At 61.3% G+C, this 25,029-nt stretch carries 21 protein-coding genes and 1 tRNA gene; 17 read left to right on the top strand and 5 right to left on the bottom strand.

Features of this window, described 5'->3' with window-relative positions; all coding sequences use genetic code 11:
• Nucleotides 1–783 precede the first annotated feature (783 nt).
• The 3 genes from NCT03_RS09855 (at nt 784) to NCT03_RS09845 (ending at nt 3,451) form a co-directional block, all read left to right on the top strand.
• Nucleotides 784–1,848 carry a glycosyltransferase family 4 protein gene (locus tag NCT03_RS09855; RefSeq protein ID WP_244825773.1) on the top strand — a complete coding sequence of 355 codons (1,065 nt, stop codon included), beginning with the start codon at nt 784–786 and terminating at the stop codon, nt 1,846–1,848.
• A 241-nt stretch (nt 1,849–2,089) separates the two neighbouring features.
• A complete protein-coding gene (locus tag NCT03_RS09850) occupies nt 2,090–2,926 on the top strand; it encodes a hypothetical protein (RefSeq protein ID WP_250465249.1) in 837 nt (278 codons plus the stop codon).
• A gap of 51 nt (nt 2,927–2,977) precedes the next feature.
• A complete protein-coding gene (locus NCT03_RS09845; protein WP_244825771.1) occupies nt 2,978–3,451 on the top strand; it encodes a DUF2214 family protein in 474 nt (157 codons plus the stop codon).
• 96 nt (nt 3,452–3,547) lie between these two features.
• Here the strand turns inward: NCT03_RS09845 and NCT03_RS09840 are convergent.
• From NCT03_RS09840 to NCT03_RS09825, 4 genes are all read right to left on the bottom strand, one after another.
• A tRNA-Val gene (locus NCT03_RS09840) sits at nt 3,548–3,622 on the bottom strand.
• Nucleotides 3,623–3,690: 68 nt separating this feature from the next.
• Nucleotides 3,691–4,428 (bottom strand): DNA polymerase III subunit epsilon, encoded by a 738-nt coding sequence (dnaQ, locus tag NCT03_RS09835; protein WP_250465247.1) that lies wholly within the window; start codon nt 4,426–4,428, stop codon nt 3,691–3,693.
• A 29-nt stretch (nt 4,429–4,457) separates the two neighbouring features.
• A complete protein-coding gene (rnhA, locus tag NCT03_RS09830; protein ID WP_244825767.1) occupies nt 4,458–4,931 on the bottom strand; it encodes a ribonuclease HI in 474 nt (157 codons plus the stop codon).
• Entirely contained in the window at nt 4,931–5,752 is an 822-nt protein-coding gene (locus NCT03_RS09825) for a class I SAM-dependent methyltransferase (protein WP_244825765.1), read from the bottom strand. The genes rnhA and NCT03_RS09825 overlap by 1 nt, the downstream gene beginning before the upstream one ends.
• A gap of 17 nt (nt 5,753–5,769) precedes the next feature.
• On the opposite strand from NCT03_RS09825, the gene gloB reads away from it, so the two are divergent.
• The 7 genes from gloB (at nt 5,770) to NCT03_RS09790 (ending at nt 15,664) form a co-directional block, all read left to right on the top strand.
• Complete coding sequence (gene gloB / locus NCT03_RS09820; RefSeq protein WP_250465246.1) at nt 5,770–6,597, top strand: hydroxyacylglutathione hydrolase; 828 nt, start codon at nt 5,770–5,772, stop codon at nt 6,595–6,597.
• Nucleotides 6,598–6,756: 159 nt separating this feature from the next.
• On the top strand, nt 6,757–8,403 hold the full coding sequence (locus NCT03_RS09815) for a transglycosylase SLT domain-containing protein (RefSeq protein ID WP_250465245.1): 1,647 nt from the start codon (nt 6,757–6,759) through the stop codon (nt 8,401–8,403).
• Nucleotides 8,404–8,492: 89 nt separating this feature from the next.
• Nucleotides 8,493–9,743, top strand: coding sequence for an MFS transporter (locus NCT03_RS09810; RefSeq protein ID WP_502800364.1), 1,251 nt, complete (start codon nt 8,493–8,495; stop codon nt 9,741–9,743).
• A 363-nt stretch (nt 9,744–10,106) separates the two neighbouring features.
• Complete coding sequence (gene carA, locus NCT03_RS09805) at nt 10,107–11,249, top strand: glutamine-hydrolyzing carbamoyl-phosphate synthase small subunit (RefSeq protein WP_250465243.1); 1,143 nt, start codon at nt 10,107–10,109, stop codon at nt 11,247–11,249.
• Nucleotides 11,250–11,300: 51 nt separating this feature from the next.
• The gene (gene carB, locus NCT03_RS09800; RefSeq protein ID WP_250465242.1) at nt 11,301–14,555 is read left to right on the top strand and encodes a carbamoyl-phosphate synthase large subunit; all 3,255 of its coding nucleotides are present in this window, start codon (nt 11,301–11,303) and stop codon (nt 14,553–14,555) included.
• Nucleotides 14,556–14,672: 117 nt separating this feature from the next.
• Nucleotides 14,673–15,149: a transcription elongation factor GreA gene (gene greA / locus NCT03_RS09795; protein WP_244825754.1), complete on the top strand. Its 477-nt coding sequence runs from the start codon at nt 14,673–14,675 to the stop codon at nt 15,147–15,149.
• Nucleotides 15,149–15,664 (top strand): DUF4149 domain-containing protein, encoded by a 516-nt coding sequence (locus NCT03_RS09790; protein ID WP_244825752.1) that lies wholly within the window; start codon nt 15,149–15,151, stop codon nt 15,662–15,664. The genes greA and NCT03_RS09790 overlap by 1 nt, the downstream gene beginning before the upstream one ends.
• 56 nt (nt 15,665–15,720) lie before the next feature.
• On the opposite strand, the gene NCT03_RS09785 is transcribed toward NCT03_RS09790, so the two are convergent.
• The gene (locus NCT03_RS09785) at nt 15,721–16,263 is read right to left on the bottom strand and encodes a YhbY family RNA-binding protein (protein WP_244825750.1); all 543 of its coding nucleotides are present in this window, start codon (nt 16,261–16,263) and stop codon (nt 15,721–15,723) included.
• 323 nt (nt 16,264–16,586) lie between these two features.
• On the opposite strand from NCT03_RS09785, the gene NCT03_RS09780 reads away from it, so the two are divergent.
• The 7 genes from NCT03_RS09780 to pstA all read left to right on the top strand — a co-directional run bounded on the left by NCT03_RS09780 (nt 16,587) and on the right by pstA (nt 25,029).
• On the top strand, nt 16,587–17,261 hold the full coding sequence (locus NCT03_RS09780) for an RlmE family RNA methyltransferase (RefSeq protein ID WP_244825748.1): 675 nt from the start codon (nt 16,587–16,589) through the stop codon (nt 17,259–17,261).
• A gap of 173 nt (nt 17,262–17,434) precedes the next feature.
• Nucleotides 17,435–19,321 carry an ATP-dependent zinc metalloprotease FtsH gene (gene ftsH, locus NCT03_RS09775; protein WP_244825747.1) on the top strand — a complete coding sequence of 629 codons (1,887 nt, stop codon included), beginning with the start codon at nt 17,435–17,437 and terminating at the stop codon, nt 19,319–19,321.
• Between the two features lie 225 nt (nt 19,322–19,546).
• Nucleotides 19,547–20,347: a dihydropteroate synthase gene (gene folP / locus NCT03_RS09770; RefSeq protein ID WP_250465307.1), complete on the top strand. Its 801-nt coding sequence runs from the start codon at nt 19,547–19,549 to the stop codon at nt 20,345–20,347.
• Between the two features lie 93 nt (nt 20,348–20,440).
• On the top strand, nt 20,441–21,799 hold the full coding sequence (glmM, locus tag NCT03_RS09765; protein ID WP_244825746.1) for a phosphoglucosamine mutase: 1,359 nt from the start codon (nt 20,441–20,443) through the stop codon (nt 21,797–21,799).
• A 204-nt stretch (nt 21,800–22,003) separates the two neighbouring features.
• Nucleotides 22,004–23,035, top strand: coding sequence for a phosphate ABC transporter substrate-binding protein PstS (gene pstS / locus NCT03_RS09760; protein ID WP_244825745.1), 1,032 nt, complete (start codon nt 22,004–22,006; stop codon nt 23,033–23,035).
• Nucleotides 23,036–23,161: 126 nt separating this feature from the next.
• Nucleotides 23,162–24,145, top strand: a complete 984-nt coding sequence (gene pstC, locus NCT03_RS09755; protein WP_244825744.1) for a phosphate ABC transporter permease PstC — start codon at nt 23,162–23,164, stop codon at nt 24,143–24,145.
• Nucleotides 24,142–25,029 (top strand): phosphate ABC transporter permease PstA, encoded by an 888-nt coding sequence (gene pstA / locus NCT03_RS09750; protein WP_244825742.1) that lies wholly within the window; start codon nt 24,142–24,144, stop codon nt 25,027–25,029. The genes pstC and pstA overlap by 4 nt, the downstream gene beginning before the upstream one ends.

Below are 25,029 nucleotides of genomic sequence, written 5' to 3'. Positions count from 1 at the left end.
GTCTCCATTGCCTGAATTGTAGCCACTATCGCTCAAGCCTCAGGCGTCAATCGGGCGTTTAATGCTGGGCGGCAGTCTTGCCGCTTCGACATCGTCCGCAGTGGACCGAACGCTAGGCCGAGCGCCGCCGCGATTCGAGCGCCTTGCGGCATCGGCGCGCATTGTAAGCACTTTGCGAAACTTTTTGCGATGGAGCAAGCGCTCAAATTAAGCTCGCCTGCCGCAGCCACGCTATACGGGTTCGATTTCAGACCGGTGGCACCGCCAAGGCAAAGCACGTGTCGCGCCAGCGTAGGTTGATGGGTGGTCGAAATGGACTTCGCAGCATCGAGAGCGTGGCGTCGCCCGTGCATCGTTCAAGCGCGTGGGTCCAATGTAGAACAGCCTTAGTAAACAGGGGTTTGCAAAATGTTTCCCCCGTGTAACAAGGTAAATAAGTTGAAATGCCTGCCTGCGTGCTCTGTAAAAAGCTCCATAATTCGCTCCGGGTTTTCACTAAGTTTTTTTGACAGCTTTTTGTAGGATGTCGTCAACCTCGAAAGCCGTTACGCGTTTATTGCTGGTGTGCGGATTATTTTGAGACATGGAATCGCTTTTGCTTCGATGCGATCCGTTCGAAGGTCTCGCGCAAAACCCAAGTGACCGGCGACCACGCTTTTCTTTCTCGTGCATCAGCTTTGCAACGCGGTGAATCCACCGCAGCAGCTCCCGCCCGAGCCGAGCGATTCGCCCCTTGTCCACGACTGAAGTACTTAGCCTGATTTTTATTTTGGAGTTTCCGACATGCGAATCGCTCAAATCGCGCCCCTCCACGAGGCTGTTCCGCCGAAGCTCTACGGTGGCACGGAACGCGTGGTGTCTTATCTGACCGAGGCTCTCGTCGAGGCCGGACACGACGTCACGCTCTTCGCGAGCGGTGATTCGCAAACGTCCGCGAAGCTCGAAGCGTTCTGGCCGCAAGCGCTGCGTCTGGATCCGACCATTCGCGACACGATGGCGCCGCACATGCTGCTGCTCGAAGAAGTCCGCCGCCGCGCTGACGAATTCGACGTGCTGCATTTCCATATCGATTATTACCCGTTCTCGCTGTTCGCACGTCAGCCTGTGCCGTTCGTGACGACCATGCACGGTCGTCTCGATCTGCCAGAACTGCAGCCAATCTTCTCGACGTTCAACGACGTGCCGGTTGTCTCGATTTCCGACAATCAGCGTCAGCCGCTGCCGCAAGCGAACTGGCTGTCGACGGTGTATCACGGCCTGCCGGAAAATCTGCTCACGCCGATCCCGAACGTCAAGCCCGGCTACCTGGCGTTTCTCGGCCGTATCTCGCCGGAAAAGCGCGTGGACCGTGCAATCCGTATCGCGCAGGCCGCCGGCATGAAGATCAAGATCGCCGCGAAGCTGGACAAGGCCGATCGCGCTTACTACGAGGAAGAGATCAAGCCGCTCTTCGCGCTGCCGCATGTCGAATACATCGGTGAAATCAGTGAAGCGGAAAAGACCGAGTTCCTCGGCAACGCGCACGCGCTGCTGTTCCCGATCGACTGGCCGGAGCCCTTCGGTCTCGTCATGATCGAGGCCATGGCGTGTGGCACGCCGGTGATCGCGTTCAACCGCGGTTCGGTGCCGGAAGTGATCGAGAACGGTGTGTCGGGCTTCGTTGTCGAAGACGAACTCTCGGCGATCGCCGCAGTGAAGCGTCTCGACACGCTGTCGCGCGCGAAGGTGCGTGAGGCGTTCGAAACGCGCTTCTCGTCGAAGGTCATGGCCGCGCGCTATGTCGAAAACTACGAGGAACTGCTGCGTCAAAAGCGTCGCACGGTGCTGCGCGAAGTGAACGCAGGCTAAGTTTTCGCACGCTGTTTTCGTATCGAACAACGCCCCGCGCGCCGCAAGGCTCGCGGGGCGTTGTCGCAATGGCACAATTGAATGGCGCATCTGAGCGCTAAGCCGCTTTCGTCCGCGAAACCTCTGAGGAAAATCGTAATCTCCCTATAATGTCCGGGCTTCGTCAAGTGCGAAGCGAAATTGCCGTTAGCGTGGATAGTGCGCGGCGGCGTGCATCGAATGAAAGACAGGAGCGCAACTTTTGGCGATACCCAAGCAAATCAGCGCGAGCCCGGCGCCCGGCGCCGGCACGGTATTCGCGCTGCGGGCCATCGGACTCATACTCGCGGCGCGCTGGGCGTTGTCGATGTCGCAAATGGGCTATCTGTCCTCGCTGCGCGCCATGACATCGTCGCCGTGGGCGTGTCTGAATCTCGTGCTGATTTTTTTGCTGATCGCGCTGCCGGGTGCGAAGGCGCGCATCGAGCGGCCGCTGCATCCGCTGCCACAATGGCTGCGGCAGGCGCTGCGCTTCCTTGCGCTCCTCGCGTTTGCCTTCGCGATGTTCTCAGTGGGCGCGTTCGTCTGGGCTTCGGGCTGGCGCCGTTTCGTACACACGCTCGCCGAGACCAACGGCTGGCTCGCGGTCGGCCCGGCGCTCTACGCAGTCGTGATGTGGATATGCCGTCCGCGTGCGCTCTGGCGTACCAATATCGCGGCGCGGCGCTTTGCCATCGGCCGCTTTGCAATCTCGCTCGATCCCGTCACGCGCACCGCGATGGTCTGGGCGGAAAGCCGCAAGCTCGGTCAGTACGATGCGCGGGAGTTGTCGGTGAAGTGGCCCGCGCCCGTCGCCGACGAAGCCGCGCAAATCTCGATTCTTGCGCCATCGACGGAACCGGCCGCGCCGGCATCGACGATCTATCGCAATGGCACACTCAGGAAGAGTTGGTTCGCGCGCCGTCCGAAGGTCGAGTTGTTGTGGGATTCGCCGGCAGCGGCGGGGCACAATCGCAAGACGGTATTTCGCGCGCCGTTGGCGAGTGTCGGCGACCGCAACGCGGCGCGCGCACTCGACACGACCTTGCGGCAAGTCTGACGAGGTCGCCGGCAACGCAGAATTTGCTTCTCGTTTTCGATGGAGGGAAGGATGCTGATACGCTGGTTGCTCGCTGCGCTTCACTTGCTTGGTTTCGGTTTCGCCTTGGGCGCCGTGCTCGCGCGTGCGCGCGCCTTGCGGCGGCTCGATGTCGCGCAGTCGGTGCAGGCGAACGATGTGCGTCTGCGCGATGTGTTCCGCTCCGATTCCGTGTGGGGCATCACTGCAATCGTGCTGATCGTCACCGGGCTGATGCGCGCGTTTGGCGGCTTCGAGAAAGGCGGCTCGTACTATTTGCACGAGCCGCTTTTTCATCTGAAGATGACCGCGCTCGTGCTGATCTTGCTGATCGAAGTTTCACCGATGCTCGCGTTGATTCGCTGGCGCGTGACGCTCGCGCAGGGCGGACCGATCGATCTCACGCGCGCCCGGCGCTTCGCGTGGATGAGCGATCTGGAAGCGGCGCTGGTGATCGTGATGGTGATTGCCGCAAGCGGAATGGCGCGCGGCGTGTGGGCGTCTTAGCTTCGGCTGGCGAAGCGCGTGGACGAAAAAAAACGGCGCCCGAAGGCGCCGTTTTTTATGGCATTCAGTTCAGACTTCAACTGCTTGCCTCTGTCATGGTGGGTAGTACTGGGATCGAACCAGTGACCCCTGCCGTGTGAAGGCAGTGCTCTACCGCTGAGCTAACCACCCGAAGAGATTGAGATTATGTCAGGACGTTCTCGATTCGTAAAGCTCTTCTTTGAACAAATTCGAAAAAATCACGCGGCAAGCGTATCGCTATCCGCGGGCGCGGCTTCCGTGCGCCACACGCTCGTGCCTTTGATCGCTCGGTCGAGGTCGGAGAGCACGGCTTCATGCGCCGTGAGCTCGTCAGCGCTTGCCGCGATGACCGTGAGATCGAGGTCGTCGAGCGCGATACGCGGCGTGCCTGTCGTGCCTTGCGCGGGCTGGTCGCCGAGCATGTCGATGACGAGGCTTTCCTGACCGCGCGTCATCGCCAAATAGACTTCCGCGAGCAGCTCGGAGTCGAGCAATGCGCCATGCAGCGTGCGGTGCGCGTTGCTGATGCCGAAGCGGTCACAGAGCGCATCGAGCGAGTTCCGTTTGCCGGGGAACATCTGCTTGGCTTGCGCGAGCGAGTCGATCACGCCGGCGCACATCGTCGACACTTTTGGCAAGCCGAGTAGCGCGAACTCCATGTCGAGAAAGCCGACGTCGAACGGCGCGTTATGAATGATCAACTCCGCGCCGCTGATGAAGTCGCGCAACTGCGCGGCAATCTCAGTGAACTTCGGTTTGTCGCGCAGGAACTCCGTCGTCAGGCCGTGCACCGCGAGCGCGCCCGGGTCGCTGTCACGTTCGGGGTTCACGTACAAATGCAGGTTGTTACCCGTAAGCCTGCGATTGACCAGTTCGACGCAGCCGATTTCGATGATCCGGTCGCCCGTGCGAGCGTTCAGGCCGGTGGTTTCGGTGTCCAGTATCAGTTGGCGCATGAGATGTGTGTCGTTGGTTCGTGCATGTTTCAGCTATCGGCGAGCGAGCTCACGCCGCGATTGGCGAGCGCATCGGCGCGTTCGTTTTCGGGATGCCCGGCGTGCCCCTTGACCCAGCGCCATTCAATCTGATGTTGCGCGACGAGGGCATCCAGCCGCTTCCACAAATCGGCGTTCTTGACGGGCGTCTTCGCCGCCGTCATCCAGTTCTTCTTCTTCCAGCCATGAATCCATTCGCTGATGCCTTTCTGCACGTATTGCGAGTCGGTATGGATCACGGCCTGACAGGGCCGCTTCAAGGCTTCGAGCGCGGCGATCACCGCCATCAGTTCCATGCGGTTGTTGGTGGTCGCGGCTTCGCCGCCGAACAGTTCCTTTTCGAGCGAGCCGAAGCGGAGCAGGGCGCCCCAGCCGCCGGGGCCCGGATTGCCCTTGCACGCGCCGTCCGTGTAAATGTCGATGATTTTGTTCGATGCGTTCGTCGATGCGGATTCGTCAGTCATCAATGCTCGTTGCGAGTGTGCGGTGCGGCGACTGGTGCAAGGCCAGGCGCGAGCGCGGGTTTCTTCAATTTGCGCGGGCCGATGAGCCGCATGCCGCGCACGCGCTTCACCGCCGTGATCATGTACGCCGCGCCGAAGATGGGCCACCAGCGGTCGCCGGCGGGTTCCATGAATTGATAGCGTTGCAGCCACTTGTCCGTGACGAGCGGGGGACGATAGCAGCCGAAGCGTCCGCGTTCAAGGTCGAATCCAAGCAATTTGATCCAGTCTTTGATGCGCGTGAACGCGATCATCTCGTGCGCCGCCGGCACGAACGGCCGTCCCGTGACCTTGCCGAACGACTGGCGCGCGCCCCACAGACTCAAGGAGTTGAAGCCAAGGATGATGAGCTGGCCTTCAGGCACGAGCACGCGCTCGGCTTCACGCAGAAGCCTGTGCGGATCGCGCGAAAATTCGAGCGTATGCGGCAGCACGAGCAAATCGACGCTCTGCGCTTCGAAAGGCAAGTCGAGCAAATCGCACCAGACCGTGGCGCGGCCTTCCGGCGCGCTCGCGGCAGGCAACGGACTCACGCTGCGCGAGGCCGCTTGCGGCATCGTGTAGGGCGCGCTCGCGCCGCTTTCCGCGTCGAGCACGAGCCCGCGGCCGGTCATGCGATTTTCGCGCAGCGCGTCGAGTTGCGGCATGCCAAGCTGAAGCGCGTGATAGCCGAAGATGTCGGATACCACGCGATCGAGCTGCGCTTGTTCCCACTCGAGCACATAACGTCCGGGTGCGGAGCTTGTCCAGGCGGGCCAGTCTATAATCACTCGGTCTGACATGTTGGGGTTGCCGCTAGATGATCGCTATGGATTCGCATGCTAAGGGTTCGCTCGAATACGTTCCGGTTCCGGCGTTCGAGGACAACTACATCTGGCTCGTGTCGGACTCGCGCGACGCGGTCGTGATCGATCCGGGCGACGCCGCGCCCGTCGAGGCGTATCTCGCCGAACGCGGTTGGCGGCTGACCGCTATTTTACTCACGCACCATCATCAAGACCACGTCGGCGGCGTCAAAGCACTGCTCGATAGCCGAACGGCAGAGGGTGGCGTGCCGGTCTACGGACCGGCCGGCGAGCGCATCGAACATTTGACTGCGCGCTTATCAGAAGGCGATATCGTGCGCGTGGACCAGCCTGCCCTGGAGTTTCGCGTCCTCGATGTACCTGGCCATACGGCCGGTCACATCGCGTACTTTCAGGCACATGACCCGCGCGGCACACCGCATCTCTTTTGCGGCGACACGCTTTTTGCAAGCGGCTGTGGCCGGCTTTTCGAGGGCACGCCGCAGCAGATGCTCGCCTCGCTCGATTCGCTCGCCTCGCTGCCTGACGATACGCTAGTGCACTGCGCCCACGAATACACGCTTTCGAACATCCGCTTTGCGCGCGCATGCGAACCGGATAACGCGGCGCTTGCGCGTTGGAACGATGACGCCGTCGCATTGCGAGCGGCCGGCAAGCCCACGCTGCCAACGACCATCGGCCACGAGAAGTGCGTCAACCCCTTTCTGCGCGTGGACGACAAGGCCATTCAGGCAACAATTTCCACTCAGTTCGGACAGCCGATTTCCGACCGCCTCGACGCATTTCGCGTGATGCGCGGCTGGAAAGATAAGTTCCGCTGATGTCTCATAATTAGGGCGAACTTAATCCGAAACTTTGGAAACGCCGATAGATGCAGGATTTTGCAGGGGAATTACGTGCATTCTTATTGACGTTGCAAGTGCGGTTCCGTACCATCGGCTTCAAATTTCCAAGCGTCTTCTTTGGAAGCCGGAACGTTCATGCGACTAACACTTAGTGCGCTATCCGTCCTGACACTGGCCGCGTGTGCCAGTCAAGGTCCGACAGCGCTCACCTCCAATACCACAGCAACACCCACCGAAGCCTCGCAGCAAAAGGTCGCGGACACCATTCGCCGCACTGCCGCAGCCAAGGAAACCATTGACGTCGACAAGACGCCTGTCACTTCGCTCGTCGGGTCGTCGGACCTGTGGAACCGCATTCGCGCGGGCTTCCAGATTCCTGATCTGCAAACCGATCTGGTCGACATGCAGGTCAACTGGTACGCGCAGCGCCCAGAGTATGTGGAGCGCATGACTGCGCGCTCGCAGAAGTACCTGTATCACATCGTCGAAGAACTCGAAGCACGTCATATGCCGACGGAACTGGCGCTTCTGCCGTTCATCGAGTCGGCGTATAACCCACAGGCGCTGTCGGTCGCGAAGGCCGCTGGCATGTGGCAGTTCGTGCCGGGCACTGGCCGCGACTACAACCTCAAGCAAAACATGTGGCAGGACGAGCGCCGTGACGTGCTGGCATCGACCAGCGCCGCGCTCGACTATCTCTCGCGTTTGCATGATATGTTCGGCGACTGGCATCTCGCGCTCGCCGCATACAACTGGGGTGAGGGCAATGTGCAGCGCGCCATCGCGCGCAACGAAGCCGCAGGTTTACCGACGGACTACGAAAGCCTGCGCATGCCCAACGAAACGCGCAATTACGTGCCAAAATTGCAGGCGGTCAAGAATATCGTCAGCAACCCGCAGCAATATGGCCTTGCGCTGCCCGACATTCCGAATCACCCGTATTTCGTGACGGTCACGACCGCGCGCGACATCGACGTGACCATGGCCGCGAAGTTGGCCAGCATGAGTGTCGAGGAATTCCGCTCGCTGAATCCGTCGTTCTCGAAGCCGGTCATTCTCGGCGCGACCAATCCGCAGATCTTGCTGCCGTTCGACAACGCAGCGACGTTCCAGCGCAATCTGAGTTCGTACACGGGCGCGCTGTCGTCCTGGACGACCTACACGGTGTCCGAGCGTGCGCGTCCGGCCGCTATTGCCGAGAAGATCGGCGTGGATGCGGACACGCTCATGTCGGTGAACCATATTCCGGCTGGCATGCGTCTGAAGCCGGGCTCGACCATCGTCGTGCCGCGTAATGATGACGACGACGAGGACATCAGCGCCGATGTCGCCTCGAACGCCATGCTTGCCGTCGAACGCGACGTGCCCGACACGCGCAAGATGGCCATCCGCGTGCGCCGCAAACAGTCCATCGAGACGCTGGCGGATCGCTACAACGTCTCGGTCGGACAGATCAGGGCCTGGAACCGCACGCATCGCGAAGTCTTCATGCCGGGGCAAGTCGTTGTTCTGCATGTGCCGTATGGCAAGGCAGTGCCGGCCGAGCCGGGTCCGGTTCGTCTGGAAACCGTTTCGGCGTCGAGCCGTTCGTCGGGCGGCGTGACGAAGATCGGTACGCGCGCTCCGGTTGCCAAGAGCGCATCGGCGAAGGCCACGACGCATTCGGCGACGAAATACACGAAGGTTTCGAGTTCCAGCAAGTCCTACACAGCGAAGCCGGCCGTCGCCAAAACAGCCACACCCGCCAAACGCGCTACCACGAAGAAGACCACGAAACACTAAGTATCGCGCTTCTCGGTTTATTCCACGCCGTCACCAAGGTGACGGCGTTTTCTTTTGGTGCGCCAGTTAAACTGGCATTCAAAACAACAATGAAGCGCTCGCATCGCATGTCGTCCTCAGTTCGTCTTCGCGTTTTTTTCTTGTTCGCCGCCGGCTATTTCGTCTCGTACTTATTCCGGGGCGTGAATCTCGGCTTCGCGCCGCTGATCACGCACGACCTCGGTTTGTCGGCGGCAGACCTGGGTCTGCTGACTTCGCTTTACTTCATAGGCTTTGCGCTCGCGCAGATCCCGGTCGGCGTGCTGCTCGATCACTTCGGGCCGCGCACGGTGACGGCCGGCATGCTGGTTTTCGCGGCGGTTGGAATCTGGGTTTTCGGGGCGTCGCAAGAATTGGCCGGGCTGATGGTGGGGCGGCTTTTGATCGGCGTCGGTGTTTCGGTCTGTCTGAGCGCAGCGTTCAAGGCGTCGGCGCAGCATTTCCCTGTCGCGCGACTGCCGCTCGTCAATGGCTTCACGATGGCCGTTGGCGGTCTCGGCGGCGTCGCGGTCGGCTCGCCGCTCGCATCGCTTCTGCAGGTTGCCAACTGGCGGCAAGTTTGCGTCGGACTCGGCGTGTTCACGCTGATCGTGTCCGCGGCCATCCTGCTGTTTGCACCGCGCAAGAGCGACGCGCGCCATCAGGCCGACATCGTCACGCAGTTCAAAGGCACCTGGCACATCTTGAAGAGCGGCGCGTTCTGGAAGATCGCGTCGTTTTCCGTCGTCACGCAGGGCGTGTTTTACGCGATGCAATCCCTGTGGATCAAGCCCTATCTCCTCGACGTGATGGACCTCACGCCTGCCCACGCCTCCGCGCTCGTCTCGGTGCTCGGCCTCGCGATGATGTTCGGCAGCGTCGGCTTCGGCGCGGCGGCGCGCGGTATCGAGCGGCGCGGCATATCGGTATATGCGTTCTGCGGCGGCGGCATGGTGTTGTTCGTCATCACGCAAATCCTCATGGTGCTGCGCGCGCCGCTGCCGCCGGCGGTGCTGCTCGCGGCGTACGGCATTTTCGGCGGCACGGGCATTCTGAGTTACGCGATCGTGGCGGAGTACTTCCCGTCGCACATGATTGGCCGCACCAATACGACTCTCACGCTCGTCATTTTCTTGCTCATCTTTGGTTTTCAGGTCGGGGTCGGCGCCGCGCTGTCGTTTTGGCCGTCCGTGGGCGGGCGCTATCCCGTGTCGGCGCATCTCACCGTTTGGATTTCGCTCATCGCGCTGCAGGTGGCAAGCGCCGTCTGGTATGCGTGGCCGAGCGCCGCGCTCGATAAGGGCAAGCAGGCCGTGCACTGAAGTCGGGCGCGCCGCGTCGTGCGAAAGGCGCGTGGCAACAAGCAGACCATTCCCAGATTTGGCTAAAAGACCGCATTCAAGCTATAATTCGAAGGTTTGAGCATATCAACCCGCACCCTAGCGCCTACCCCCATTCACCGTCGTTCGCTGCGCCTTGCAGTGCGCGCCGCACGCCGCCGATCGCCTGCTTCGTTATCCCGTTGGGTCCACCCAGCGCGTTGATCCAAGCCGCGACGCGCGGCTGACGAGCCGCCGCTGACAAAAGCGCAAAGGATATCCCCGTTCATCGCAATGAACGCCGGGAACCAAGCCTGAATTTCGGACAGACAGGTCGGTAACAGGGTGTCCCCCAAGGAGCCTTCCGTGTTGCCGTCATTCTCCCCAGCACTACTCGCACTTGCCGACGGCACGGTCTTTCGTGGTCAATCGATCGGTGCAACCGGCTCGACGATCGGCGAAGTCGTATTCAACACCGCCATCACCGGTTATCAGGAAATCCTGACCGATCCGAGCTACGCCCGCCAGATCGTCACGCTGACCTATCCGCACATCGGCAACGTCGGCGTGAACGCCGAAGATGTCGAAGCCACCAAAGTCCATGCCGCCGGTCTCATCATTCGCGACCTGCCGGTGCTCGCATCCAACTTCCGTTCCGAGCAGTCGCTTTCCGACTATTTGAAGGCGCAAGGCGTCGTCGCGATTTCGGACATCGACACGCGCAAGCTCACGCGAATTCTGCGCGACAAAGGTGCGCAGAACGGCTGCATTCTCGCGGGCAGCGACGACGAAGCAAAGGCGCTCGAACTCGCGCGCTCGTTTCCCGGCCTCGCGGGCATGGATCTGGCAAAAGTCGTGTCGACCGACAAGCCCTATGACTGGACGCAGACCGAATGGCGCCTCGGCAGCGGCTACGGCACGCAGGAAGCCCCGAAGTTTCGCGTCGTCGCGTTCGATTACGGCGTGAAGTACAACATTCTGCGCATGCTCGCCGAGCGCGGTTGCCAGGTCACCGTGCTGCCGGCGCAAGCGAGCGCGGCTGACGCACTCGCGCTCAATCCGGATGGCGTCTTCCTCTCGAACGGCCCCGGCGACCCGGAACCGTGCGACTACGCCATCGCGGCCACGCGTGAATTCATCGCGCGCGGCATTCCGACCTTCGGCATCTGTCTAGGACACCAGATCATGGGCCTCGCGGTCGGCGCGAAAACCATGAAGATGAAGACCGGCCACCACGGCGCGAATCATCCGGTGAAAGACCTGGAAGACGGCCGCGTGGTCATCACGTCGCAGAACCACGGTTTCGCGGTCGATGCCGACACGCTGCCCGCCAACGCAAAGGTCACGCACGTATCGCTTTTCGACGGCACGCTGCAGGGCTTCGCGCTCACCGACAAGCCCGCGTTCTGCTTCCAGGGTCATCCGGAAGCGTCGCCCGGCCCGCACGACATTGCATATCTGTTCGACCGCTTCATCAAGCTGATGGAGACGCAGAAAGTCACTGCCTGACAGTCGAGAGCACAGAACGGAACACCGCAACACAAAACATCGAGAGCAGTTATGCCGAAGCGCACAGACATCAAGAGCATCCTCATCATCGGCGCGGGTCCGATCATCATCGGCCAGGCGTGCGAGTTCGATTATTCGGGCGCGCAGGCTTGCAAGGCGTTGCGTGAGGAAGGCTACAAGGTCATCCTCGTCAACAGCAATCCCGCGACGATCATGACCGACCCGAACACGGCCGACGTCACTTACATCGAGCCGATCTCGTGGGAAGTGGTCGAGCGCATCATCGCGAAGGAGCGGCCGGACGCGATCTTGCCGACCATGGGCGGACAGACCGCGCTCAACTGCGCGCTCGATCTGTTCCATCACGGCGTGCTGGAAAAGTACGACGTCGAGCTGATCGGCGCATCGCCGGAAGCCATCGACAAGGCCGAAGACCGCCAGAAGTTCAAGGACGCAATGACCAAGATCGGTCTCGGTTCAGCCAAGTCTGGAATCGCGCATTCCATGGAAGAAGCGCTGACCGTGCAGGCGCAAATCGCCGAGGCCACTGGCAGCGGCGGCTATCCGACCGTGATTCGCCCGTCGTTCACGCTGGGCGGTTCGGGCGGCGGCATCGCGTATAACAAGGAAGAGTTCGAGGAAATTTGCCGGCGCGGTCTCGATCTTTCGCCGACGCGCGAACTGCTGATCGAAGAATCGCTTCTCGGCTGGAAAGAGTACGAGATGGAAGTTGTCCGCGACAAGAAGGACAACTGCATCATCGTGTGTTCGATCGAAAACCTCGATCCCATGGGCGTGCATACCGGCGACTCGATCACCGTCGCGCCCGCGCAGACGCTGACCGACAAGGAGTATCAGGTTCTGCGTAACGCGTCGCTTGCCGTGTTGCGCGAAATCGGCGTCGACACAGGCGGCTCGAACGTGCAGTTCGCGATCAACCCCGACGACGGCCGCATGGTCGTGATCGAGATGAACCCGCGCGTGTCGCGCTCGTCCGCGCTGGCATCGAAGGCAACGGGCTTTCCTATCGCCAAGGTCGCGGCCAAGCTCGCGTGCGGCTATACGCTCGACGAGTTGAAGAACGAGATCACAGGCGGTCAGACGCCGGCGTCGTTCGAGCCGACCATCGACTATGTCGTGACGAAGGTACCGCGTTTCGCGTTCGAGAAATTCCGCGAGGCCGACTCGCGCCTGACCACGCAGATGAAGTCCGTCGGCGAAGTCATGGCAATGGGCCGCACGTTTCAGGAATCGTTCCAGAAGGCGCTGCGCGGTCTCGAAGTGGGCGTCGACGGTCTGGACGAAAAGACCACGAGCCGCGACGAAGCCATCCGCGAAATCGGCGAGCCGGGACCGGACCGCATCTGGTATCTCGGCGACGCGTTCCGCCTTGGTCTGACGGCTCGGGAAATCTTCGAGGAAACGTCGATCGACCCGTGGTTCCTTGCGCAGATCGAGCAGATCATCCTGAAGGAGAAGGCGCTCGAAGGCCGCACGATCGAAAGCCTTGGCAAGGACGAATTGCTGTATCTGAAGAAGAGCGGTTTTTCCGACCGGCGTCTTGCGAAGCTCACCGGTTCGAAGCAGGAAGACGTGCGCCGCCGTCGTCACGAGTTGAAGGTGCGGCCGGTTTATAAGCGCGTCGATACTTGCGCGGCCGAGTTCGCGACCAAGACGGCGTACATGTATTCGACCTACGAGGACGAGTGCGAAGCCAATCCGACCGACAAGAAGAAGATCATGGTTCTCGGCGGCGGCCCGAACCGGATCGGGCAGGGCATCGAATTCGACTATTGCTGCGTGCACGCCGCGCTCGCCATGCGCGAAGATGGTTACGAAACCATCATGGTCAACTGCAATCCTGAAACGGTTTCGACCGACTACGACACATCCGATCGTCTGTACTTCGAATCGCTGACGCTCGAAGACGTGCTCGAAATCGTCGAGCTGGAAAAGCCGGTCGGCGTGATCGTGCAGTATGGCGGCCAGACGCCGCTCAAACTCGCGCTCGACCTCGAAGCGAACGGCGTGCCGATCATCGGTACGTCGCCGGACATGATCGATGCCGCCGAGGATCGCGAGCGGTTCCAGCAATTGCTGAAAGATCTGAATCTGCGCCAGCCGCCGAATCGCACCGCGCGCGCCGAAGACGAAGCACTCAGGCTCGCAGAAGAAATCGGTTACCCGCTGGTCGTGCGTCCGTCTTATGTGCTGGGTGGCCGCGCAATGGAGATCGTCCACGAGCCGCGCGATCTCGAACGCTACATGCGCGAGGCCGTGAAGGTATCGAACGACTCGCCGGTGTTGCTCGACCGCTTCCTGAACGACGCGATCGAATGCGATGTGGACTGTATCTCCGATGGCGACGACGTCTTCATTGGCGGCGTGATGGAGCATATCGAACAGGCGGGCGTGCATTCCGGCGACTCGGCTTGCTCGCTGCCGCCTTATTCGCTGGCGCAAGACACCATCGACGAACTGAAGCGGCAAACCGCCGCCATGGCGAAGGCGCTGAACGTGGTCGGCCTGATGAACGTGCAGTTCGCCATCCAGCAAGTTCCGCAAGAAGATGGCTCGAAGAAGGATGTCATCTACGTGCTGGAAGTGAACCCGCGTGCATCGCGCACGGTGCCGTATGTGTCGAAGGCGACGGGCCTGCCGCTCGCGAAAATCGCGGCGCGCGCAATGGTCGGGCAGAAGCTCAAGCAGCAAGGCGTGACGAAGGAAGTGATTCCGCCGTACTTCAGCGTGAAGGAAGCGGTGTTCCCGTTCGTCAAGTTCCCGGCGGTCGATCCCGTGCTCGGGCCCGAGATGCGTTCGACGGGCGAGGTGATGGGCGTGGGCCGCACCTTCGGCGAAGCGCTTTTCAAGTCGCAACTCGCGGCGGGTTCGCGTCTGCCGGAATCCGGCACGGTGCTTCTGACCGTGATGGATGCCGACAAGCCGAAGGCCGTCGAAGTCGCGCGCATGCTGCACGAACTCGGCTACCCGATCGTCGCGACCAAGGGGACGGCCGCGGCCATCGCGGCGGCGGGTGTGCCCGTGAAGGTCGTGAACAAGGTGAAGGACGGGCGTCCGCATATCGTCGACATGATCAAGAACGGCGAAATCGCGCTGGTCTTTACCACCGTCGATGAAACGCGCGCGGCCATCGCCGATTCGCGTTCCATCCGTATGAGCGCGCAGGCCAACAAGGTCACGTACTACACGACGATGTCCGGCGCGCGCGCGGCGGTCGAAGGTCTGCGTTATCTGCGCGATTTGGAAGTCTATGATTTACAAGGCCTCCACGCTCGCCTAAACTAAGGCTTCGATTACCGGTCCAAGTATCACGAGCCGCGGTTAAGCGGCGTCTTCTCGTTCTGGGGAGATGCGCTTAACCGCGGTAATTTTTTTACGGCTGTTTTTGTTTGTGGATTGTCTATGAGCACGATTCCCTTGACGAAGCGCGGCGCGGAGTTGCTGCGCGACGAATTGCAACGCCTGAAGGCTGTCGAGCGTCCCGCGGTCATCAACTCGATCGCGGAAGCACGCGCGCAGGGCGATCTGTCGGAAAACGCGGAGTACGATGCCGCGAAAGAAAAGCAGGGCTTTATCGAGGGCCGCATTGCGGATCTCGAATCGAAGCTTGCCGCCGCGCAAGTGATCGACCCGAAAACGGTCGAAGCGGAAGGCCGCGTGGTGTTCGGCGCGACGGTCGAACTGGAAGATCTAGAGTCGAGTCATAAGGTGACGTATCAGATCGTCGGCGACGACGAAGCCGACATCGACCACGGTCTCATCTCCGTCAGTTCGCCCATTGCGCGCGCGCTGATCGGCAAGACGGAGGGCGACGTCGCCTCGGTGCAGGCCCCGAGCGGTGCGCGTGAGTACGAAATCATCGCTGTTCGATACGTCTGATGGAGCATCGACTCTTCCGCACGGTAACGATGATCTGGGTCGGCAGCTTGCTGACCCTCGGTCTCGTCGCCGCGCCCGTGCTCTTTTCGGTGCTCGACCGTACGTCGGCGGGATCGGTGGCGGCGCAGCTCTTTCGCATCGAGGCGTATATCGGCGTGGTCAGCGCGCTGATTCTGATCTTGATCGGCAATCGCTTCGTGAAGAGCGGCATCGTCGACTACAAGCGCGTGCGGTGGCTCGTCGCGGTCATGCTGGTGTGCGTGCTCGTCGGATACTTCGCGTTGCAGCCGTTCATGAATTCGCTGCGCATCTCGGCGCAGGAAGCGGGGATGGAACTCGCGAATTCGCCTTATGCGAAGGAGTTCGGCGTTCTGCATGGCATTTCGAGCGCGATTTATTTGATCGAATGCCTGTGCGGTATTGCGCTCGTGTGGCGTTTGCCGGGTGCGGCGCCTGTCAAGATCGTGCCGAAGGGCAAGTCCGCGAAGGTCGCGGCCAAGCGCGCGCGTAGCTGAAAATTATGCTGCGAGAGACGGCGCGGACGTTTTGATTCATCGTCCGCGCCGTTTCATCATTTGACGGCCTGATGTTGACGCTTCGAGCCAGCCTGACGCTTCTTCGCGCGCTTGACGTTGCCGCCCGCGGTGACGCGTTCGTTACCTAGCACTTTGAGCGTTTGTTTGCGGGGCTTCTTAACGGCGGGTGCATCGCGCGTGATCTTGACGGCCTTGACGATGCGCGGCGCGCGCCCCTTGGTCGAACGCTCCTCGGCAATTTCACCGGCGCTCGGCGGCATGGTGCTGCGGGTGCGGGCGGTGCGGGTCTTGGCGGGCGCGGCGCCTTCCGGTCTCCAGATCACGAGCAGCTTGCCGATATGCTGAACAGGTGCGGCATCCAGGCGATCGCAGATTTCGTCGTAGATGCCAACGCGTGCTTCACGCTCGTCACCGAACACGCGAATCTTGATGAGCTGATGCGCTTCGAGGTGCACGCCGATTTCTTTCAGCACGGCCTCGGTCAGGCCTTCGGCGCCGACGAGCACGACCGGATTGAGGGCATGAGCCTGGGAGCGCAGATCGGCGCGCTGGGCCGGGGAAAGTTTAAGAGCTGGCATGTGGAATAAGGGACTCGACTAAAATGTGGGCGGCGGGTTTGGCGTCGGCTGGGCGTTGCAGCGCTGTCGGACGCACGAAGCGCGGGCGGTATGGACACGCGGCGCCGTCATGGACCGATCAGATGAAAAGCACCTGAAGTGCTGGGCAAGCCGCCCGAATAAACAAATAGGCCGGAAACGCAAATTTCGAGCGCTTTGCAGCGCACGGGAACCGGTCCGGCCGACAAGACGCGTATTATCCGCTAAAAGCATTGCGCGATACAGCAAGAATAAGCACACGCGCAAGAGGTTAGTCCCCGGCGCGCAGCATGGGCTCAGTTTGAATGGCAAAGAACCGGTTTAATCATTCGTGGTTGCATGACCACATCAACGACCCTTACGTGAAGATGGCGCAGCGCGAGGGCTATCGCGCGCGCGCGGCGTACAAGCTCAAGGAGATCGACGAGCAGGACAAGCTCATCAAGCCAGGGCAGGTGATCGTCGACCTCGGCTCGACGCCCGGCTCGTGGAGTCAGTACGCGCGTAACAAACTCGCTCAGGGTGCGAAGCGCGATGCGCAGCGCGAAGGCGGTATAGACGGCACGATCATCGCGCTCGATCTTCTGCCGATGGACCCCATTGCCGATGTCACCTTCATTCAGGGCGACTTCCGCGAAGACGCCGTGCTTGCGCAACTCGCGGAAATCGTTGGCGAGCGTCAGGTAGACCTTGTTATTTCCGACATGGCCCCAAACCTGTCTGGCGTGGCGAGCGCGGATGCAGCGCGTATCGAACATCTTTGCGATCTGGCGCTGGAGTTCTCGCAGAACCATCTGAAACCGGACGGTGCGTTGCTGGTCAAATGTTTTCACGGCAGCGGTTACAGCCAAATCGTCGAGAAGTTCAAGCACCAGTTCAAAGTGGTGGCGCCGCGCAAGCCCAAGGCGTCTCGCGACAAATCGTCGGAGACTTTTGTACTCGGGCGGCGGCTCAAACATCCGACTGTGGAACACGAGTAAATCATTTCGGCGAAAAATAGCGATATTTTCGCCGAATATGCCGAAAAACCCCTGTCTTCCGCTATTTGCGCGGTAGATAAACCTTATGGCAGGGGTTTGCGGTCTGGATTAGAATGCTTTGGTGGCGCCGCAAGGTTTATGTAGGCGCCCGTCTATGAGTGAGGAGTGGTGCTTTGAACAACAATATGTTCTCTAAAGCGGCAGTGTGGCTCGTGATCGCACTGGTGCTGTTTACGGTGTTCAAGCAGTTCGATAAGCCCCGCGTCCAGGAAGGTGTGTCCTATTCGCAGTTCATGGACGACGCGAAGAACGGCAAGGTGAAGAATGTCACCGTTCAGGGGCGGAATCTGACGGTCACTCCGGCAGACGGCCAGAAATACCAAATCGTGTCGCCTGGCGACATCTGGATGGTCGGCGATCTGATGAAATACGGCGTTCAGGTTAGCGGCAAGGCTGACGATGAACCCAACGCGCTGGTTTCCGCGCTGTACTACCTTGGACCGACTATTCTCATCATCGGTTTCTGGTTCTACATGATGCGGCAGATGCAGGGGGGCGGCAAAGGCGGAGCCTTCTCGTTCGGCAAGTCGCGAGCGCGGCTGATCGACGAAAACAATAACGCTATCAATTTCACAGATGTCGCGGGTTGCGACGAAGCGAAAGAAGAAGTGTCCGAGCTCGTCGACTTCCTGCGCGACCCGCAGAAATTCCAGAAGCTGGGCGGCCGCATCCCGCGAGGAGTGTTGCTAGTCGGGCCTCCTGGCACGGGTAAGACGTTGCTGGCTCGCGCTATCGCGGGTGAAGCGAAGGTGCCGTTCTTCAGCATCTCGGGTTCCGACTTCGTGGAAATGTTCGTCGGCGTGGGCGCGGCTCGCGTTCGCGACATGTTCGAGCAAGCAAAGAAGCACGCGCCTTGCATCGTGTTCATCGACGAAATCGACGCGGTCGGTCGTCATCGCGGCGCCGGCATGGGCGGCGGTAACGACGAACGCGAGCAGACGCTCAATCAGATGCTCGTGGAAATGGATGGCTTCGAAGCGAATTCCGGCGTTATCGTGATCGCTGCGACGAACCGTTCCGACGTGCTCGACAAGGCGCTCCTGCGTCCGGGTCGTTTCGACCGACAGGTGTATGTCGGTCTGCCGGACATTCGCGGTCGCGAACACATCATGAAAGTGCATCTGCGCAAGGTGCCGATTGCGAACGACGTCGACGCTTCGGTCATCGCGCGGGGTACGCCGGGCTTCTCGGGTGCCGATCTCGCAAACCTCGTCAATGAAGCTGCGCTTTTTGCGGCGCGTCGCGGCAAGCGGATCGTCGAGATGCAGGACTTCGAAGACGCGAAGGACAAGATCTTCATGGGTCCGGAGCGCAAGTCGGCTGTCATGCGCGAGGAAGAACGTCGCAACACGGCTTTCCACGAATCCGGTCACGCCGTGGTAGCGAAGTTGTTGCCGCATGCCGATCCGGTGCACAAGGTTACGATCATGCCGCGCGGATGGGCATTGGGTGTCACCTGGCAATTGCCTGAACACGACCGCGTGAATTTGTATCGCGACAAGATGCTGGAAGAAATCGCGATTCTGTTTGGCGGCCGTGCAGCGGAAGAAGTGTTCCTTAATTCCATGTCCACCGGCGCGTCCAACGACTTCGAGCGCGCGACCAAGATGGCTCGCGACATGGTGACGCGCTACGGTATGTCGGACACGCTTGGCACGATGGTCTACGTCGACACCGAACCCGAAGGCATGTTCGGCAAGCTGGGCGCGAAGACGGTTTCGGAAGCCACGCTGCAAAAGGTCGATTCGGAAATCCGCCGCATCCTGGACGAGCAGTATCAGCTCGCCCGCAAGCTGCTGGAAGACAACCGCGCGCGCGTGGAAGCCATGACGAAGGCGCTGCTCGAATGGGAAACCATAGACGCAGACCAGATCACGGACATCATGGAGGATCGTCCGCCGCGTCCGCCGAAGAACCTGCCGCCGCCTTCGGGTGATACGCCTCCGGGCGGCAACAGCGGTACGGAAGTCAAGCCGGGCAGCGCAACCGCGCCGGCCTAAGCTCTTCTAGTCCGATCATGGGCCGGTGTGCATCGCACTCCGGCCCATTTTTGCTTTATGGCTCACGACGGCGCACACATCGGATCACACTTCGCGCGTGCGTTACGCCCCTTGCAGCAATCCAGCTTTTTTCCGACACGCTTGATCACTCCATCTCCCTCCCAGTTTTCAGCGCAGCCCCTGCAATGCGGTCGGTTCACGCTGACGTTCGAACGTCCGCTCGTGATGGGCATTCTCAACGTCACGCCTGACTCGTTCTCCGATGGCGGCCGCTTCCTTCCGCGCGATGCCGCTCTGGCGCGCGCCGAGCGCATGCTTGCCGACGGCGCGGACATCATCGATATTGGCGGCGAATCGACTCGTCCGGGCGCGCCGCCGGTTCCGCTGGCCGAGGAACTCGAACGCGTGGTGCCGATCGTCGAAGCGTTACGGGACTTGAACGTCCCGCTTTCGGTCGATACCTACAAGCCCGCCGTGATGCGCGCCGCGCTCGATGCAGGCGCGGACATGATCAACGACATTTGGGGTTTACGTCAGGAAAGCGCGCTCGATGCCGTTAAAGACAGTAACTGCGGCTTGTGCGTGATGCATATGCTCGGCGAACCGCGCACGATGCAACTTCGCGAGCCGGTGTACGCCGACGTCATCGCGGACGTCCGTGCGTTTTTCGCCGAACGAATCGCGGCGCTGGCGCAGGCGGGGATCGCGCTGGAGCGCGTAAGTCTCGATCCGGGCTTCGGCTTCGGCAAGACCGTCGAGCATAATTACGCGCTGCTGGCGAACCTCGCCGCGACGCTGCCCGTAGGCAAGCGGTACCCGTTGCTCGCGGGAATGTCGCGCAAGTCGATGCTCGGCGCAGTCACCGGGCGCGCGGCAAACGAACGGCTTGCGGCGAGCGTGAGCGGGGCGGTTTGCGCGGCGGAGCGCGGTGCGGCGATCATCCGCGTGCACGACGTCGCGGAAACCGTGGATGCGCTGAAAGTCTGGCGAGCCACGAGAGACGCCACGCATCACGAGAAGCATTAAAAGAATTTCGGCGAAGGCGCACGCGCCGAATCGATCAACACATGTCGCGGGCCAAGAACAGGCGCCATATGTCCGCGAGGAGGGTCAGTAACAATGGCACGTCGATATTTTGGAACTGATGGAATTCGCGGGCGCGTCGGCGAGGCGCCGATCACACCGGATTTCGTTCTCAGGCTGGGTTACGCGGCCGGCAAGGTGCTCGCGGGAGCGGACCGTTCGCCGCAAAAGGGCAACCGTCCGACGGTGCTCATCGGCAAGGACACGCGGGTTTCCGGCTACATGCTCGAAGCCGCGCTGGAGTCGGGCTTTTCCGCTGCGGGCGTCGACGTAATGCTCGCCGGCCCGATGCCCACGCCCGGCGTCGCGTATCTCACGCGCGCGCTGCGGCTTTCGGCGGGCGTGGTGATCAGCGCATCGCACAATCCGTACGACGACAACGGCATCAAATTCTTCTCCGCCGACGGCAACAAGCTGCCGGACGAAGTCGAACTGCAAATCGAAGCGCAGCTCGACCAGCCGATGGCCTGCGCGCCCTCCGAGCGTCTTGGCAAGGCGAAGCGTCTGGACGACGCGGGCGGGCGCTATATCGAGTTCTGCAAGAGCACTTTCCCGGCGAGCTTCGATCTGCGCGGCCTCAAGATCGTGCTCGATTGCGCGCACGGCGCCGCCTATGACGTCGCGCCGCACGTGTTCCACGAACTGGGCGCGGAAGTCGTGCCTATTGGCGTATCGCCGAACGGCTTCAATATCAACGATAAAGTCGGCGCCACCGCGCCCGATGCGCTCGTGCGCACGGTGCTCGAACACAAGGCGGATATCGGCATCGCGCTCGATGGCGACGCTGACCGCCTTCAAGTCGTCGATTCCACCGGCCGGCTTTTCAACGGCGATGAACTGCTCTACGTGCTGGTCAAGGACCGCATCGCGACGGACGGCAAGGTGGATGGCGCGGTCGGCACGCTGATGACCAACATGGCCGTGGAAGTGGCGCTGAAAGAGGCGGGCGTGAAGTTCGTGCGCGCGGCCGTCGGCGACCGTTACGTGCTCGAAAAGCTGCGCGAGAACGGCTGGCAACTCGGTGCGGAAGGCTCGGGCCACATTCTTTCGCTCGACCGGCATTCCACGGGCGACGGCATCGTGTCCGCGCTGCTTGTGCTCGCCGCCATCAAGCGCGGTGGCAAATCCCTCGCGGACATGCTCGACGGCGTCAGCCTGTTTCCGCAGAAACTGATCAACGTGCGCATGAGTCCGAACGCGGACTGGAAAAATAATGCGGCCATTCGCCGCGCGATCGAAGATGCCGAGCGGGCCCTCGAATCGCACGGGCGGGTACTGATTCGCGCCTCGGGAACCGAACCGGTACTGCGCGTCATGGTGGAAGCGGCGGCGCATCAGGATGCGGTTAGACACGCGGAAACGATTGCTCAAGTCGTGAAGGACGCGACTTCGTAGACGATCGCTAAAGCGTGTCACGTCTCACCAAAAGCGGACTACGGTCCGCTTTTTCTTTGGTTACAAGCCAACGCGCGTTCGACTTTCAGTGCGTAAGCGCAATGACACGCGGCGTTCATCAAACGTCACGGTACTGTCACGAAGAGTGCCTATATTTCGCCGTGTCGGTTCTCTCGCTACACGCTCACACACTCTGGAGGTCTCATGAAATTGATGCAATCCGCGCTGGCCGGCGTCATCGGCGCAATGTTCGCCGTCTCCGCATTCGCCACGGATATCACCGGCGCGGGCAGCACCTTCGCAGCTCCCATCTACACCAAGTGGGCTGACGCCTACCAAAAAACGGGCGGCGGCAAGGTGAACTATCAAGGCATCGGCTCGTCGGGCGGCGTCAAACAGATCATCGCGAAGACGGTGGATTTCGCGGGCTCGGACGCACCGCTGAAAGATGAAGAACTCACGAAGGAAGGCCTGTTCCAGTTCCCGACGGTCGTCGGCGGCGTGGTGCCGGTCATCAACGTGCCGGGCGTGAAGGCCGGTGAAGTGACGCTGTCGGGCGAAGTGCTCGGCGACATCTACCTGGGCAAGATCAAGAAGTGGAACGACCCGGCTATCGCCGCGCTGAACCCGAAGGTCAAGCTGCCGGATACCGACATCGCCGTGGTGCGCCGCGCCGACGGATCGGGCACGAGCTTCATCTGGACGAACTATCTGTCGAAAGTGAATCCCGAGTGGAAGTCGAAGGTCGGCGAAGGTTCGACGGTCAACTGGCCGACGGGCACGGGCGGCAAGGGCAACGACGGCGTTGCGGCGTTCGTGCAGCGTCTGCCGGGCGCGATCGGCTACGTGGAGTGGGCGTATGCCAAGCAGAACAAGATGACCTACGTGGGTCTCAAGAACGCGGCTGGCACGGTCGTCGAGCCGAAGACGGAAACCTTCAAGGCGGCGGCTGCCGGCGCGGACTGGTCGAAGTCGTTCTACCAGATCCTCACGAACGAGTCGGGCCAGAACGCATGGCCGATCGTCGGTGCAACGTTCGTTCTGCTGCACGCCACGCAGGACAAGGCGCCGCAAGGCACGGAAACGCTGAAGTTCTTCGACTGGGCGTTCAAGAACGGCAACCAAGCCGCGAACGATCTCGACTACATCTCGCTGCCGGATTCGGTCGTCGCCGAAATCCGCACGCAATGGAAGGCGAAGGTCAAGGACGCGTCGGGCAAGGCGGTTGCGCAGTAAGCGGTACCATGGTCTGAAACTGTCCTAAGCTCTTGAAGTCAGGACGGAAATGCAGTGCAGGCAATGCCGCGCGGCACGTCGAATGACGTGCCGCGCGCTCTGACAAGCAGCACAACCAAGGCTCCCATGTCGGACATCAACTTAGCGTCGGCGCCGCCGGCCGCGCATACCCAGCGCGCGCCGAGCCGTTTCGGCGACATCATATTCGGCGGCATCACGCGGCTCGCGGCCGTGGTGACGTTGCTTCTGCTTGGCGGCATCATCGTTTCGCTCGTCATTGCGTCGATGCCGACCATCGAAAAGTTCGGACTCAGCTTTCTCTGGCGCGCGGAGTGGGACCCACAGACCGATAGCTTCGGCGCGCTAGTGCCGATCTACGGCACCATTGCCACGTCGATCATCGCGCTCATCATCGCCGTGCCGGTGAGCTTCGGCATCGCGCTCTTCCTCACGGAACTCTCGCCAGCGTGGCTGCGCCGGCCGCTCGGTGTCGCCATCGAATTGCTCGCGGCGATTCCCTCGATCGTCTACGGCATGTGGGGTCTGCTCGTGTTCGCGCCGATCTTCGCGGAATACTTCGAAAAGCCGCTCGGCCATCTCCTCGGCGACGTGCCAGTCATCGGCATGTTCTTCAAGGGCGCGCCTATCGGCATCGGCATTCTGTGCGCGGGCGTGATCCTCGCCATCATGATCATTCCGTACATTGCCTCGGTGATGCGCGACGTCTTCGAAGTCACGCCCGTGCTTCTCAAGGAATCGGCATACGGCATCGGCTGCACGACCTGGGAAGTGATGTGGAAGATCGTGTTGCCGTACACGCGCGCCGGTGTGATCGGCGGCGTGATGCTCGGCCTCGGCCGCGCGCTCGGCGAGACCATGGCGGTGACGTTCGTGATCGGCAACACCAATCTGCTCGACAACGTGTCGCTGTTCTCGCCGGGCAACAGCATCACCTCGGCGCTCGCCAACGAATTCGCCGAAGCAAGCCCCGGCCTGCATACGTCGGCGCTGATGGAACTCGGGCTCATCCTGTTCGTGATCACGTTCGTCGTGCTCGCGTTGTCTAAGCTGATGCTGCTGCGCATGGAACGCGGGGAGGGAGTCAAGTGAGCCGTCCCGCCACCTTCAATCAGGACCCCGACCGCGTGGACGCCACGCGCAAGAAGCTGCAGAGCCGTCGACGCGGCACCAATGCGATCGCGCTGACGCTCTCGCTGGCCGCGATGGCTTTCGGCCTTCTGTGGCTCGTGTGGATTCTCTTCACGACGCTTAAGCTCGGCGTCGCTGGCCTGTCGCTCGAACTCTTCACGCAGTCGACGCCGCCGCCGAACACCGATGGCGGCGGTCTTGCCAACGCTATCGTCGGCAGTCTGATGCTCGTCATCATCGCCACGTTCATCGGCACGCCGCTCGGCATTCTGGCGGGCGTCTATCTCGCGGAATATGGCCAGAAGCGTTGGCTCGCGAGCGTCACGCGCTTCATCAACGACATTCTGTTGTCGGCGCCTTCCATCGTCGTGGGCTTGTTCGTGTATGCGCTCGTCGTCGCGAAGATGGGTCGCTTCTCGGGATGGGCCGGCGTGATCGCGCTCGCCTTGCTGCAGATTCCGATCGTCATCCGCACCACTGAAAACATGCTGAAGCTCGTGCCGAACGCGCTGCGCGAAGCGGCTTTCGCGCTCGGCACGCCCAAGTGGAAGATGGTGATGTCGATCACGCTGAAGGCGTCGATTGGCGGCATCGTCACGGGCGTGTTGCTGGCGGTCGCGCGGATTGCCGGCGAAACCGCGCCGCTGCTCTTCACGTCGCTGTCGAATCAGTTTTTCTCGTGGGACATGAATCAGCCGGTGGCGAACCTTCCGGTCACGATCTACAAGTTCGCGATGAGCCCGTTCCCGCAATGGCAGACGCTCGCGTGGGCCGGTGTGTTCCTTATTACGCTCGGCGTGCTGGGTTTGAATATCCTCGCGCGCACGATTATCTCGAAGAAATAA

Source organism: Caballeronia sp. GAWG1-1 (genome assembly GCF_023631465.1).
Taxonomy (GTDB): domain Bacteria; phylum Pseudomonadota; class Gammaproteobacteria; order Burkholderiales; family Burkholderiaceae; genus Caballeronia.
This window is presented reverse-complemented; position numbering and strand designations above follow the sequence as displayed.